Genomic DNA, 13,996 nt, shown 5'->3' with positions numbered 1-13,996 from the left:
GACCGGACTCAATCAGTGCTCGGCCGCTCTTCCGTCGCTGTCTTGATGACCGCAACGTAGTCTTCGGTGAGCAGCCGACTGAGAAGTTCCTTTGAATCGGCCTGGCTCAGCGAAATTGTGTCCAGGGCGGCCAAGAACGCGCGGCATTGGGCAACTGCTGTCGCATCCTGCACGAAGACTTTGGCGAACTCACAGTCAACGAACGCCGTTGCAGGAACCTTCTTGTGTTCGTAGACGGTGAACTCGGTTGAGAACGGGGTTCTCTCGCCGTCAGGGATGACTCGAACGAACCGCGAATTCCTCTTGAGCAGTTCGAGCTGATCCATCCGGCCTCGCGCTTCGTCGAGTGGGGCGACCAACGATCTTTCGGTTACGTAGAACAGTACTTCTGGTTGGTAAGCCGAGCCGAGGACGCGTTGACGCTCTTGCTGCGACCTGACAGCGTCCTTGATTTGCTCCGGAGTTGCGCCACGTTGGATCAGTAGCTTCTCCGTGTACTCGGTGGTGCGTAGGAGAACAGGGAGAGTCGCGTTGCCGAAGCCGGTGATCGTAGATGCAGACGCCTCAGCAAAGCAGATCGTCTTGAAGTTGCTCGCTGCTTGAGCAAAGTAGAGGTCGAACGCGGTTCGGTAGAAGTCGCTGAACTCGGCCACCCGGCCGCGGCCCTTGCCACATGCCGTCAAGTATTGAGCTAGGTCAAGATCAGTGGGACGCACTTTCCCGCGTTCGATGTTGGACACCTTGCTCGGGTCCCAGTCAAGCAGCGAGGCGAACTCATGACCATTTGAGAACTTGGCGCGGAGGGTTCGCAATTCGTCACCGAGTTCGCAGCTCCGAGGCGTGATTGGAGTCTGTTCCATCGTGGCTAGCTTCCTTTTGGTGCGGCGGTGCTGGGTTTCCTCGCTCGCGTCGTCCTGGTCGAGGTCTTGCGAGACGGGCGCGTCCGTAGGGTGCTTGCTGCCTCGGCGATTGCTTCAACCGAGTCGGCAGGGGAGAGGGCGCGGAGTTGCAGTGCCTTGAATCCGCTTTGGATCAGCTGGCAGGCGGTCGAGTCCTCGATGTATCGACCGCGTCCGGCCTCCTCTAGATAAACGACATCGTCGTGTTGATCGTGGGGAAATTCGAGGTGGCAGTAGGAGCTTTGAGGCAGTATTTCCGAGTGCTCATCGTCGCTCAGGAGCTGAATCGTGAAGTAATCAAGTTCTGACAGGGATACCAGTTGGGCTAGTGCTGCGTTCGTGATTTCGACACTTCCGACCATCCGGCGAATCGCCTGCATGGTGACGACTACGTCCACCGTTGGGTTCGAAGACCCATCGGTGGCAAGGGCCTTAATCAGGCTTGCGCCTAAATTCGTACGCGACCGAACTTCTGGCTGCGAAAGAGCTGCGCTGTACTTGCTGGTTTGAAGAAGATGCGGGATAGCGTCAGCGCCATACGCGCAGATCGAGGTTGCATCGAGATGTGACTCGATCAGGTCCTCAGTGGCGTCCAGGTCGTAAGCAGACTGCCTGGTTCTGGCCTGCCTGCGTTCCCTCGCGGCGGCTTCGGCGCGTCGAACTTGCCGTTTCCAGACTTCGTTCGGGATGTTGTAAACGCGACCCAGGATCATGATGTTCAGTGGATCGAAGGGCCTTAGTGCGTTCTCCATCATGCTGAGATTGGCCGTAGAGAATCCGGCTCCCGCGCAAGCTTCAGCAAGGCTCATGCCGGTTTCGTCGCGCCACTTCCAGAGGTTACGGCCAATCGAACGTTCAGCCATCGACGGGCGGATGTAGACCGTCACGGTTTCCTCGATGCATCAACGATGGTCACGGCGGACGCGTCGATGACGCGTTCCATCCGCTTGGACAGGATCTTGGTCTCGTCCTGCGGCATCGAGTCGGCGGAAAGACCGCGACGTTCTGCGCGGCGGCGGAGCGATTCTCCGAGTTCGATGAGGATCTCACCGAACTCCTTTTCGCGCTCTGGCGTCAGAGTCCCCATGAGGATGTCGAAGGAGACGCCCGGCATCAGGCCGGTGATCTTCCGGAAGGTCGCGACCAGGTCGACGTCCTCGGGCGACAACATCGGTGCGCACTCCTCGCCGCGGGAAGCTGTGGGAGGCGCCTGAGATCGGGGGAGCTGATCCGTTTCAACCAGCCAACCGAGCAAGTCGGTTCTCAGGCGCCAGCCGCGACGCTAGATCGAGAACAGGTCGGCAACCCGAGCTGTCAGCTAGGCCCGACCGGCAGCGCTGCTGCTCAGAGAGGTGCGCCGACCCGAGTTGCCAGCCGCGCGGCTTCCGTCGCAACCGATCGCCGAGCCCGCTGGACAAGGGTCTCCAACAACTTGTGCGCGGCCGGCCGATGCTTCAAGTCCTCGGGAGCTTCGCGCTCGGTAGCGGAGAGCATGACCAGCGCACTTCCGAAGTCACGACGCTGCACCTGGCCCTTGGCCTGGTCGAGGAGGAACGCCACGCGTCGCTCGATCGAGGGGGACCGGTCGTGGTCGATCCGCTCCGCAAGGCGCAGCCCGTCCGCAGCTGCGCCGGCCTCGACCTCAACGCTTACCGCGTGCATGGCGACGTTGGTCGGACCGAACACCGTCCACATCGTGTTCCGTTCGCCCGTCAGCTTTGCCAACGGCTCAACGACCTGGACACGCTCCCGTGCCTGCCAGACATTGCCTTGACGCGCAGCAGCGATAGAGCCGACGAGCAGGAGCGCACCGCGGAGCGCGACGGCGTCCAGGTCTTCGGAGGCCTGCGGTGACAGGGCTTCTGCCGCCTGCATCGCGACGTCTTCAGCGCCTTCAGCTTCACCGTCGGCAAGGAGAACCTGTGCAAGGTTCCACTGGGCCATCGCGAGCCGCAGCGGATCGTCCGCGTTCTCGCCAGCACGAATGGCGCGGTCCGCCGCAAGCAGCGAAACATCCACCCGGCCAAGCCTTTTGGCGACGCTGCGCAGCAAGGCGTAAAGGTCAGCAGCGCAGAACTGAACTTCGCGCCGATCAGCCGCGGAGCTGTTCGCGGTGTTGCGCAAGGCCTGCTCGGTCTCGACCACGAGTGCGGGGAGGTCCGGGGTGAGTTCGCTGTATCGGGTGGCCGACGTCTGCCAGGTCTGCCACGCACCAAAGATGTTGCGCTGCAACGCTTTCACATCGAAAGCCACAGCGTCCGGCGGAAGCGGCCTGGTAAATGCCCGATACAACGCGTCGCCAGCTGCTCCAGGCCGAGTTGACGCCCCGCGCTTCGGGGAGGAGCTCAACAACTCGTCCGCCGACACGTTCAGCACTTCGGCGAGCTGCTTCAGCACGGTGACCGTGGGGAGCTTGAGCCCGCGTTCGATCTGATAGAGGTAGTCCGGCGTGATGCCCGCCAGCCCAGCAATCACGGTCTTGGGCAAGCGCGACGCCAGGCAGCGCAGACGCACCCGTTCGCCGATCGTGGCTGCGAGCTGTTCGTCCATCCCCACCCCTGCGAAGCGTTGACCTGCACTGATGCTACGCCCCAGCGCGAGACCCCAACCGAGTGACAGACTCGAAGCATGATCGCGCCGAACGAGCCGCGGCGGCTCGTGCTCTGGGACATCGACCACACGTTGCTTCAGTCCCGCGGCATGGGGCGGGAGATGTACGAGCGAGCGGTTCCGGTGGCGATCGGCCGGCCTTTCCAACAGCTTGCCGACGTGAGCGGCAGGACCGAGCTGGACATCATCGCCGAGACCTTGAAGCTGCACGGGGTCGAGCCGACCGATACAGCGATCGGAAAGCTCGTGAACGCGCTCATCGACAGCTACGAGGCGGGCCGAGATGAGTTTGCGGCGCGAGCCCGAGTGCTTCCGGGTGCACGGGAGGCCCTGGCTGCACTGGAGAGTGAGCCGACCGTCCACCAGGGTGTGCTGACCGGGAACCTCCGGGCCGTTGCGCGTACCAAGCTGGTCGCGCTCGGGCTGGAACAGTTCCTCGATCTGGAGACGAGTTCGTACGGTGACGACCACGCCGATCGGGCGGAGCTCGTGTCAATCGCCAGGGAGCGTGCGGCCCAACAGCTCGACATCCAGTTCAGCCCAGACGACACGTTCCTCATCGGTGACACTCCGCAGGACGTGGCCGCAGCCTCGACCTCAGGCGTTCGGGTCATCGCTGTAGCGACGGGACGAAGTAACGTCGAAGACCTACAGGTCGCCGGAGCTGTCAACGTCCTTGCCGACCTGACGGATACGGCGCATCTGGTGCGGTTGATCAACGCTTAGAGCAGCGGCGTTCAGAGTTTCTTTTCTTCATCAAGGCGGCCCCTGCGGGGCCGCTCGGTCGCGCTGACCGATCCCATCCGGCAGGGGCTTCACGGCCCCATCTCTTTGTCGCTCGGGCAAGCGGGCGGGGCCCGGCCTTCGGCCACCCACCCGCGCCCGGCGACCTAAGGCAGGGCCTACCCCGACCGGATGGGACAGCGACCGACCGGCCCCACAGATGCCGCAGGAGTGGTGTCTTCCGGGGATAGCTGTCCACTTTGGTTTCCCGGCCCACTTGTCCCCTGATCGTTTAACACCAGGTCAGCGGCATCAAGAGCGCTTCGCGTCGCTGCGCGATGGCCTGTGGCCACTCTTGACACCCCAGCCCTGGTGCTAACTGCGGCCGGGACACTGGATCGGGCAGACTGGCCGCTCCAGTGCTTTGCTGCGGTCTGACCAAGGAAGGGTCAACCTGGTGATGCTATTTCGATATCGCAGTTTTCTCGTCATTTGACACGAGTCGGAGCCCTGTTGATTGGGTTCGTTTGCTTGCGCTCGACCCCGAACCGGTCACGGGCGTTAGTGCGAGTCGGAAGAGGTAGCCATTAAGTTCATCTGTTGTTAGATGAAGTTTCCGGCTTAGATCTGAGAACGAAACGCGAGATCCGCGTAGCGAATTCAATACCTTCTGCAGAAGTTGAGAAGTTTCGCGGCTCGCGCCGCCCGGCTCGGCTGTCTTGTATCCCATGCGCCCGAGTTCGATGACGCTTCTTCTGTAGTTCCAGTCGGTGAGCTGGCCAACCTCGTGTAGGCGATAGGTAAGGGCCAGTGCGGCGACTTTCCATTGGTGCTTAAGTCGAATAATTTGATCGGTTGTAGGGTTCTTTGGGCAGTGTCGATTAATGCTGGCTGTCGGCATCAAGAGGGTAGCGGCGAACATGTTCGCTTCCTTCTCCATTGCTCTAACGTCCTCAGTGCCAACGTTGTCTTTATGTAGGACGAGGTGCGCGAGTTCGTGGGCTGCATCGAACCGTCCTCGCTCGGCGCTCTTCATTGTGTTGAGAATGACAAAAGGCCTGCCGCGCCACCAGAAGGAAAAGGCGTCAATATCTGCGTACTCTGGTGGGATTGAATAGACGGTGACTCCTCGTGATTCAAGAAGGTGCACCATGTTCGCGATGGGTGAGAGGTTTCCAAGGTTCCACCGTGCGCGAACATGCTCGGCTGCAACCTCTGGTGCCATTGTTCGATCGAGCGTAGGTATGTCGACGTCGGGAAGCTTGAACTGGGAGTCAATCCAGCTGTGCACTTCGACGACGAGCCGTGCAGCGCTAAGTACGGCCTCTCGTGCCCGCGCCGGCATCTTGGTTCGCGCGCGGAAACTCACCTGAACCGCTGTTAGCTCGTCTATATCTGGCTCGCCAAAAAACGAGATTGGAAAGCCGAGCACGGTTGTAAGGCGGCGTAGGTTCGCGGCAGATGGTTCCTGTCTGCCGCATTCCATGTTGGACAAGCTTTGAGCTGTCAAGTCGACTTGACGCGCCAGGTCTACGAGAGTGAGTCCCCGTCTTTTACGCGCCAGCGCAAGCCTTGATGGGGTAAACAATTGGACTCACCATTTCGTGTTCTAGCGTCGAGTAAGGGGGATGTCGATTGGGTCAAATCCATCATTGGGGTCGTCGTCGCCCAAGTCGATGGGGCCGATGTCGTAGGGCGGAAGAATGATTCGCTGCTCCCAGCTTTGTGGATGCCCCTTGGAGTTCGCCGTTATTGGCTTCGAGACTTCGCAGCGAATTAGGCTTGAGTCCTTGTCGAAGTAGACTAGGACGAGCCAGAAATTGTACTCAGAGATTCTGTCGAGAAGTTCTTTTGTTGGCGAGAATTCGGAGATCTCGATCAGTGCGGTCTCGTTGCGATCACGATTACGCTTGATCAATGCGCGAGTTAGTTCACCCTTTGGGTTGCGCGTGGTTGGGCGCTCTCCGGGGATGATCAAGCCGGTGTATTGATCGCCACTCGTGACACCGGCGACCGTGCGAGTGTCGTGGTTGATCATCAACGGCATGCTCATGGGGTCGTGTCGTTCCCAGCCGTCCGCAGACATCTGGCGGCTCATGCTTGACAGCATGCCGTTGTATGCGTAGTAGCCGGGGGCGCTCTTGGAGCAGTGGTCAAGGTCGCAGCGTCCGCGTTCCTGGTTGCTGGCTCCTAGGGCCTCTTTCAATTGGTCGGCATCCATGCCCAGCTGCCGCAGGCGGCCGCGGTAGTCGGACGATCCAGACGAGTTGGTAGTCATCACGCCTCCTGCGGTTATAGATCCTGCGCCTCATTGGAGGGCGCGAATCTAGAAGCGGACTGTACACCAGTGATCGCCCTGCTCGCCTTGGTTGGTGGGCGTGTCGATGCCGTGGCCAGTGTGGAACTGCTTGGTGGCGCGACCGCGGCCCGTCTCTGGGCCTTGGCCGGGTTACCTAGGCATTGCATGTGCCGAGTTCGCGGTCATCTGGGCGTTGCTGCAGGTGCAGGCAGAAGCATGCTGCTTAGTGCTTCAGACCGCGGCTCCCCGGAAGGAGCGAGTCTGCTGAGGTCCAGGGCGTGAACCTTCCGCTGTCTGTAGACGTCGATGAAGTCGCCGGTCTCGCTGAGACGGTGAACGCTCGTGACGACCAAGCCCTCGTTGCGCAGTTGCTCAAGGCCAAGCCGGCGAGTGCTCTCTGCTAGGCCAAAGCGGTTGGCTGCGCGGGCCGGCGAGAACCAGACCGGAACAGCGTCCTTGCTCTGCTGCTCGCACCGCAGGACAAGCAGCATCGCTAGACCCGGTCCGCTCAGTCGCGTGATCAGTCCGCTTGTCCACAGGCTTGAGGGCACACGGAAGTAGCGGTGAACCCCAAGCAGTTCGTCAGCGGCACCTCTGAGTTTGAGGCGGTTGTAGGTCTCCGAAGGCGGTTCGTAGTCGGCTCCGGTGCCGAAGTCGCTGAGCACTGTTATGCCGCTGGGTAGCCCGCCGCGGTCGCGCAGCCGCACGAGGTTGCGCTCTTGTAGCTCGCGCATCGTCTCCTGCACTCGGCGAGTGCCTCGACCGCCGGGGTCGTCGAGTCCTAGCAGTGCTGCCCACGCGCGAGCTGGGCGAACGGCCTCGTATGGAGCAGCGGCGCATACCCACAGCAGTGACAGGTACAGCTTGAGGCGCAACTGGCCACCTCGGCCGCCGCCTCCGCTGCTCGCACTGCTGAGCAACTGCGCCATCGGAGGCTTAACGCCTTCACGGTCGTCGGCGGTGAAGTAGTTCCGCACCGGGGCCCCGGCTCCTCGGCGCTTGGCCCCCAGCTTGGCTGCGAACTCCCTCGCAGCACCCTCTGCGCTGCCGCCCAGCTTTGCCTCGGCAGCAACTGGCGTCGCTTGCGCCTCGCTCGCATCCTTGCCCGCCATACCCGTCATCCTATGCACTATGAGTCCTTCATAGTTCCTACCGCAAACGCCCTGGTAGGCGATGCGCAAGCGTAGGTCTCTGTCTAGCTTCGCAAGGGTAGCGCTCGATGCGCAAACGTAAGGGTCACTGTGACTGCCGTGGTCGCGACTCGCCAGGCGCGGATTTGCGGTTTGTGTGTCTATGAGCTGCAGGTCTACGGTGCTCTTTGAGTAGCTAGCCCTCCAAAGCCACGTCGAGGTGCACTCCTCGCTGGCATGGGACCTGCTCTACGGCGGGGCTCGCACGCGACTATGGCAGCGAGCCTCGCTCAGACCTTCGGCCGTTGCGGCATGGCAAGAGCTGCTTGCGCGTAGGGTGACCGAGTCTGGACAAGAAAAAAGGGAGGTAGGAGCCGTCTCCGGCGGGTACCTCCCTCAAGCCTGTAGCCAGGATAGCCCCCTGGAGTGACTCGGTGCAAACAGTGGACGCTGCCGCTTACCGTCAGCACGTCATCGCTCGTCTCAACGACTACTTCAGGGCTGAGGGCATCCTCTGGACCAGGCGGCTATGGGATGTCGGCTCGATCCTCGCACTTGAGGAGCTCTACGAGGTCGGGATCTGGCAACCACGCAAGGTCATCGCTCCCAGTGCAATGGACTGGCATCGTCGCCAGCTCAAACGACTGGTCGGTCCAGATCACGGCATGGGAGACAAGAACCTACGACGTGAGTTGGTGGCGTTGCTTGAGTCCAGCCAACTTGCTGATCCCAGCCCAGGGCACAGACGTCTGCGGCAGTTGATCGACCACGCCCGCGTCGACTATCTCGACCGGTGGTCCGCAGCACTGCAAGCTGGCAAGGAGTGCAAGCCTGAACGGCTCGCCCGCACGATGGCGTCCCACCTGCTTGACCTGGGGTACACCGCAGAGTTTCTGACCAGCTGGATTGCCGGCTTCAGCAGAAGCCACGCAACCATCAACGACATCATCGTCGCAGCCTCTGACCTGGCCCGTCAGCCGACGCGAGAGTTTACTGTGCTGCTCGCGTTGGACACGATCCCCAATCGCGCCGTTGCGGAGCAGACCTCAGGGTGGCTCCATAGAGGAGCAGTAGTCGACTGGCTTAAAACGCATGGCCATGACTCAAGCGGAGTGCGTTCTGGTGGTGGGTTTGAGTACAAGATTAGCGCGCGTGACTCCTACGCTGCGGCAGAGAAGGCGCGGCAGGTGTACGAGCGACTCCTGGCCCGTTCGCAGTTCATTCGTAAAAACCGAGGTGGTCTAACTGCACTGCCTCAGCTTTGGGTAGCTGGCCACTCTGAGCCGTTGGCTCTTGCAGGGAGAGCCCGCAGTGCGGACGTCCTTGCGCTAGTGCACATGAACCACCTCTACGACGCCAACGGTCAGCGCAGTCCTATAGATGACGCGCTCGAACTTGCTGCGCCGATCAACCAATCCGGTGCTCCAGGGCCAGCCGTCGCGGGCGCATGGGCTGCGGTGGAGTCACTACTGGCGCACCCAGGCGATCCCTCCGAAGAGGAACGCAGCGGCAAGGCAATCGCAGCCGATCGGCTCGCGAAGATCATCGCCTGTTCTTGGCCGCGCGCGGAGTTGACGACGTTGGTGTATCGACACAAGGCGACTGGTCCAGGTGATGACCTAGTGCGTCGCGCGACGAGTTGTGACACGAACCGGGAACGTGCCCAGGTGATGCTGGCTGAGATCGAGGCCAACAAGTTGGGAAACCTCAACTTCGCTGGCCTCACGCGGTACAACGATCTTGCTGCTGCAGAACGTGTGCTGGAGTGCACGAACGACCCTAAACGCATCCTGAACGAGATCTCCGAAGCCGTAACCATTGCTCTGCGTCGCCTCTACCGGGCGCGCAACATGGTGTTGCATGGTGGTTCCACATCGAGTGTTGTTCTGGAGGCCGCGCTCAGAACAGCCGCACCATTGGTAGGGGCCGGGCTCGATCGGATCGCCCATCACTTCTTCGAATCGAGTACGAATCCCTTAGACCTGGCGGCGCGAGCGGAGCTTGCTATCGATCTTGTTGGCGGTGATACCACTTTGTCTCTGGTGGACCTGCTGGAGCGAGCCGGCACAAGGTGACGCGAGCGCCAGCGCTGCAGGGTGTACGGCGACCGGAAGAAGGCTGGCTGAGGATCTCGTTACGCCTGCGAACGTCCTAGAGGGCCCGAAGTATCTATCTGCGAGTCGAGGCGCGAACTATGGAACATGTGTGGAACGGCTTCTGCCGATCATGATCGGCAGAAGCTCCCACTGCAGTTCAGGAGCGTGTCCCTTAACAGGCTGAAGCTCCGCACGATGGAACTCCGGGGCTGACAGGTTCGCGGGCTGGATCTGCGCTCGGTGAAAGCACTCGGCTTTCGTCAGCGCAGATCAGTCGCGTGGGAGCGTTCCGCTGAACTCTCGCGTCAACGTCCCGATTCTCGGCCGAGTCACACGCTTTGCAGCGGCGGGTACGGCTCGTCGGGCGGTGGCGGGGGAGTGAGCTTGGCGTTGAGCGCCTGAGCTTCCTGAAGCTGGTCTTCCAGGGTGACGATGCGGCACGCCGCATCCAATCCCGTGCCCTGGTCGACCATCGCACGCACACGGGCGGCCAGACGCAGCTGGTAACGGCTGTACCGCCGGTGGCCGCCGGCCGAGCGCTGCGGCTCGATGAGCTTCGCCTCGTCCAAGCTGCGCAGGAAGTTCGCCGACGTGCCGAGCAGTTCCGCGGCCCGGCCCATCGAGTAGGCGGGGTAGTGCTCGTCGTCGAACTTCTCGGCTGTGGTCTGCGGTTCGTTGTTCGCAGATTCGTTGGTGCCTGGGGTCATCGCGCCTCCGCATCACGAGGGGCCCCGATGCCGTAGCACCGGGGCCCCAGGGTTGTTGGGTTTCACTTCCACCTAGCCGACCGTGAGATCGGCATCCTCTGTCCGCATGCCCAGTACTCGAAGCGGGCGCTGCGGGGATCGCGTGTGCGTAACCGAAGACCACCTTCCAATCTGATGGAACCGCGGTACCCGTCCGGCCGAGTTCAGCCGAAGGCGGGCGATCCGATGGTGTGCAACCCTTCCCTTCTCCTCTGATTACTGACTTTTCTCTTCTCACGTGGCTGTCGGCACCGGACCTCATGCACATGCCGGACTCACCTCACCGACAACCCTTGGTCACCTGCCAGAACCCCTTCCACTGATCGGCTCCGGCACATCTGACCGTCCTGCACCTGCAACTCGTACTTCAACTGCGCACTGCACTTGCTGATCACGCGGCCGTCGGTCCGGTCTTGCGCACTGCTGACCGACCGCCCTTGGTCACCTGCCTGGAGCCCTACACCTGCGACTCCGGCACATCTGACCGTCTTGCGCACATCTCACGGGTAGTTCGTCATCTCCCGTGCAATGTTATCTCTCGTCCAACGAGGAGAACACTACACACGCCTGGAAGAGGATGTCTACCTCCGCGAGCATAGATTTCCTCTTTCGGGTGACGTAGCTGCGCTCACCTGGCCTCGAAACGACGTTGTGAGCTGCGATGTCACGTGCTGTGCTCACCTCGTGAGCGCGGAATCTCCTGCAACCAGCGGCAGGTGGGAGTGGCCCACCGACAGGTTGACCGCGTTGCGGCTCGGGCAGCGACTGGTCACCGAGGTGCCGGCTTCCCGGTCAGGCCGTCGCGCATTCGTCGACATCAGGCCTCACCGCACTCCGGCAGACACCGCGGCCGCCAGCCAAGGATGGAAACGAGCCGACCAAGCCCGCACTTTCACACTGCAGCACTGGGACTACGAGGCCGAGCGCCTCGACGGCTACGACTACGACATCGGGGCAGTCCTGATCAAAGCCGCGACCGTCGTCGGCGAGCTGGAACTGACCACGGCTCTGGGAGAGTGGGGCCTGCGCCCGGAACTCTTCGTCTACCCGTGGCACTCCGACGACCCGAAATGAGCGGCAACGCCGGATCTCGCCCTCAGGCCTCCAACGCCCACCGCACGTACCGCATCGTCGCCGCGAATCCGGCCTTCTCGAAGATCCCGAACGCCCCAGAAGAGTTCGCCGAGTCCACGCTAAGCATCGCCCGGTCGTACCCCTGGTCGACGGCGGCCCGCAGCGCGTGCCCGACCGACGCACTCGCGACCCCCTGCTTCCGGTGCTCCGGCAGCGTCCCGATCACCATGAAGTGCGCGTCGCGGACACCGGTGGCCTCCGTGTCGGCCTCCCAGTTCATCGTCACCAGCACGCCGGCCGCGGCCCCGCCGGCATCGCGCCGCAGAAAGCTGACCGAGGGCCGGAACGTCTGATTGGTGACCTTGTTCTTCCATAGCTCCACGGGCATCGGCACGGAGCCCCAGTTATCGCGGTACGCCTCGTTCCGCACGAGCCGGAACTCCTCGTCGGTCGCCTCCGACCACGGCTCGATCCGCAACCCGTCAGGCGTGCCCACGTCGTGGAGCAAGTGCTCCATGCGCTGGTAGTAGCGGACCGGGGTGAAGCCGTGGGAGCGCAGGAGTTCGGGCAGGCCCGCGATGTGCTCGGCCTTGTGGACGTTGATCGCGAGCTTCAGCGTCGGGTGATGCAGCGCGTGCAGGACGTGCGCTGCCTCAATTCCAGCCCGCACGAGCCGCGTGCCGACGCCCTGACGGCGATAGCGGGGGTGTACGCCGCCGTCGAGGGAGACGCGGTGCACCTCCTCGGGTGCGGCCCGGTACTGGATCTTCATGTAGCCGACCATGAGGTCGCCGTCGAAGGCCGCGAGGCTCGCGCGTTCCAGGTCCGCGTACGGGTCGACCAGCTCGGTGAGGGTGTCCTCCGCCGTGTAGTTCTCGCCGATCCTGTCGGCGGTCTCCATGGCGTTGAGGAGGTCGGCCGACGTTTGTGCGTCGGAGCGGGTGAGAGATCGCCACGTGAGGCCTTCGCGCATGCGACGACCGTAAACAGGCCTGTGCGGGCTGTCGCACCGATTTCGCGCCGGATGAAAGCCTTGGCCGCATGGACGCTCGCGCCATCGCCACGTCGGCCCTCGGCCGTGATCCCGGTCCGTTCACGCCGGTGAGCAGCCGTTCGCACCATGTGTACGTGGGTGCCGACGTCGTGGTGAAGCTCATCGCCGCAGACGACCACTCACGGCTGGAACGGGAGATCGCACTCGCGCCGCACCTGCCGCCGGGGCTGACGGCTCCGCTGCTGGCGAGCGGGCAGCGGCACGACGTCCGCTACGCCTGCTACACCCGCGTCCCCGGCGCCGCGCCAGGCATGGACCTCCCCAACACCAGCGAACGGGCCGCGCTCGATCTGGCCCGGCAGGCAATCGAACGACTCAACGCCCTGCACGCCTGGACGCCTCCGGAACCGGCTGGGCGGATCCTGGCCGAGGTCCTGGACCACGGCGGCTTCGCCGGCAGGGACGCGCTCGTCGCCCAGACCGAGAAACTCGAAATCCCGCCGAACGTGCGAGACGGCTTGAAAGCGATCGCGGCACGCGCGCCAGAGCAGGTGCGGAACACCGTCCCGGTCCACGCGGACTGCCACTGGGGCAACTGGCTCGCGAACGGCACCGAGCTGACCGCGCTGCTGGACTTCGAGTGGGCCCGCTTCGGCGACCCGCTCGACGACTGGTTCTTCCTGGCCAGGTTCAGCGGCCCGCACCTGCACGCGGTGCTCGGCCTCATCGCCCAGGAGACCGGGATCCCTTTGGACGTCCTCCAAACGGAGTGCGAGGTGCGGGAGGCGTCGCACCTGATCGCCGACCTGCCCTTCGACCGGGCGAACGTCTTGGAGCTCCTGGAACAGCTCGTGGCCGGCATCTGGTGGCCGCAGTAACTTCGGACGCGTGCCCAACATCCTCGTGATCGGCTTCGATCCCCACACCATCCCCGGCTTCGACCCCGCGCCCGTCGCCGCCGGCATCGAGCAGGGCAGCAGGGCGTTCGCCGAACTCGGCCTCACCGAGGACCTCTTCCTCATCGACTTCGAGGAACTGGACGGCCGCGCCCAGGCCAAGCTCGTCGAGAGGCTCCAGACCAGGAAGTACGACTGCGTCCTGGTCGGTGGCGGCATCCGCAAGGGACCGGGTCTGCTGGAGCTCTTCCAGGTCGTGGTCAACCTCGTGCACTGGCACCAACCGGAGGCCGCGATCGCGTTCAACGACAGTCCCGGCGACAGCCCGGACTGGGTCCTCAAGGCGCTGGAGCAGCGGCGTCAGCAGTAACTCGGTGGCACCGCACCGCGATGGTGAACGACGCTGACACCCAAACGAACTGGAGGTGGTGGCGAATGCAGGCATGGTCCTTTCTCGTTGCGGAAGGCGAGCGCAGGTTCGCTGGTAATGAGGGCTATGACGACGTCATCGACTCGTGTTACCGGTACG

Annotated in this window: 14 protein-coding genes; 5 read left to right on the top strand and 9 right to left on the bottom strand. The window is 62.9% G+C overall.

The window, feature by feature from the left end:
* Positions 1 to 8: 8 nt before the first annotated feature.
* From ACH413_RS23920 to ACH413_RS23905, 4 genes are all read right to left on the bottom strand, one after another.
* Entirely contained in the window at positions 9 to 860 is an 852-nt protein-coding gene (locus ACH413_RS23920; RefSeq protein WP_360047035.1) for a Scr1 family TA system antitoxin-like transcriptional regulator, read from the bottom strand.
* 5 nt (positions 861 to 865) lie between these two features.
* Positions 866 to 1,786, bottom strand: a complete 921-nt coding sequence (locus ACH413_RS23915; RefSeq protein ID WP_360047036.1) for a Scr1 family TA system antitoxin-like transcriptional regulator — start codon at positions 1,784 to 1,786, stop codon at positions 866 to 868.
* A complete protein-coding gene (locus tag ACH413_RS23910) occupies positions 1,783 to 2,154 on the bottom strand; it encodes a hypothetical protein (protein WP_360047037.1) in 372 nt (123 codons plus the stop codon). Before ACH413_RS23910 ends, ACH413_RS23915 begins: the two co-directional genes overlap by 4 nt.
* A gap of 89 nt (positions 2,155 to 2,243) precedes the next feature.
* A complete protein-coding gene (locus ACH413_RS23905) occupies positions 2,244 to 3,449 on the bottom strand; it encodes a helix-turn-helix transcriptional regulator (RefSeq protein WP_360047038.1) in 1,206 nt (401 codons plus the stop codon).
* Between the two features lie 78 nt (positions 3,450 to 3,527).
* Here ACH413_RS23905 and ACH413_RS23900 point away from each other — a divergent pair, with 78 nt between their 5' ends.
* Positions 3,528 to 4,235, top strand: coding sequence for a haloacid dehalogenase-like hydrolase (locus ACH413_RS23900; protein ID WP_360047039.1), 708 nt, complete (start codon positions 3,528 to 3,530; stop codon positions 4,233 to 4,235).
* A 460-nt stretch (positions 4,236 to 4,695) separates the two neighbouring features.
* Here ACH413_RS23900 and ACH413_RS23895 read toward each other — a convergent pair whose 3' ends face one another.
* The 3 genes from ACH413_RS23895 to ACH413_RS23885 all read right to left on the bottom strand — a co-directional run bounded on the left by ACH413_RS23895 (position 4,696) and on the right by ACH413_RS23885 (position 7,643).
* The gene (locus ACH413_RS23895) at positions 4,696 to 5,820 is read right to left on the bottom strand and encodes an ImmA/IrrE family metallo-endopeptidase (protein WP_360047040.1); all 1,125 of its coding nucleotides are present in this window, start codon (positions 5,818 to 5,820) and stop codon (positions 4,696 to 4,698) included.
* Between the two features lie 21 nt (positions 5,821 to 5,841).
* The gene (locus ACH413_RS23890; RefSeq protein WP_360047041.1) at positions 5,842 to 6,510 is read right to left on the bottom strand and encodes a hypothetical protein; all 669 of its coding nucleotides are present in this window, start codon (positions 6,508 to 6,510) and stop codon (positions 5,842 to 5,844) included.
* Between the two features lie 203 nt (positions 6,511 to 6,713).
* Positions 6,714 to 7,643 carry a hypothetical protein gene (locus ACH413_RS23885; RefSeq protein WP_360047042.1) on the bottom strand — a complete coding sequence of 310 codons (930 nt, stop codon included), beginning with the start codon at positions 7,641 to 7,643 and terminating at the stop codon, positions 6,714 to 6,716.
* 461 nt (positions 7,644 to 8,104) lie between these two features.
* Here ACH413_RS23885 and ACH413_RS23880 point away from each other — a divergent pair, with 461 nt between their 5' ends.
* Positions 8,105 to 9,736, top strand: a complete 1,632-nt coding sequence (locus ACH413_RS23880) for an integrase (RefSeq protein WP_360047043.1) — start codon at positions 8,105 to 8,107, stop codon at positions 9,734 to 9,736.
* 350 nt (positions 9,737 to 10,086) lie between these two features.
* Here the strand turns inward: ACH413_RS23880 and ACH413_RS23875 are convergent, their stop codons facing one another.
* A complete protein-coding gene (locus tag ACH413_RS23875) occupies positions 10,087 to 10,464 on the bottom strand; it encodes a MerR family transcriptional regulator (RefSeq protein ID WP_360047044.1) in 378 nt (125 codons plus the stop codon).
* Between the two features lie 723 nt (positions 10,465 to 11,187).
* Here ACH413_RS23875 and ACH413_RS23870 point away from each other — a divergent pair.
* Entirely contained in the window at positions 11,188 to 11,577 is a 390-nt protein-coding gene (locus ACH413_RS23870) for a hypothetical protein (RefSeq protein ID WP_360047045.1), read from the top strand.
* Positions 11,578 to 11,599: 22 nt separating this feature from the next.
* On the opposite strand, the gene ACH413_RS23865 is transcribed toward ACH413_RS23870, so the two are convergent.
* Positions 11,600 to 12,550 (bottom strand): GNAT family N-acetyltransferase, encoded by a 951-nt coding sequence (locus ACH413_RS23865; protein ID WP_360047046.1) that lies wholly within the window; start codon positions 12,548 to 12,550, stop codon positions 11,600 to 11,602.
* Between the two features lie 68 nt (positions 12,551 to 12,618).
* Here ACH413_RS23865 and ACH413_RS23860 point away from each other — a divergent pair, with 68 nt between their 5' ends.
* Both ACH413_RS23860 and ACH413_RS23855 read left to right on the top strand, forming a co-directional pair.
* Positions 12,619 to 13,449 (top strand): phosphotransferase, encoded by an 831-nt coding sequence (locus tag ACH413_RS23860; RefSeq protein WP_360047047.1) that lies wholly within the window; start codon positions 12,619 to 12,621, stop codon positions 13,447 to 13,449.
* 10 nt (positions 13,450 to 13,459) lie between these two features.
* Complete coding sequence (locus tag ACH413_RS23855; protein WP_360047048.1) at positions 13,460 to 13,837, top strand: hypothetical protein; 378 nt, start codon at positions 13,460 to 13,462, stop codon at positions 13,835 to 13,837.
* Positions 13,838 to 13,996 lie beyond the last annotated feature (159 nt).

It is taken from the genome of Lentzea sp. NPDC020367, from assembly GCF_044387305.1.
In the GTDB taxonomy this organism is placed as follows: domain Bacteria; phylum Actinomycetota; class Actinomycetes; order Mycobacteriales; family Pseudonocardiaceae; genus Lentzea.
This window is presented reverse-complemented; position numbering and strand designations above follow the sequence as displayed.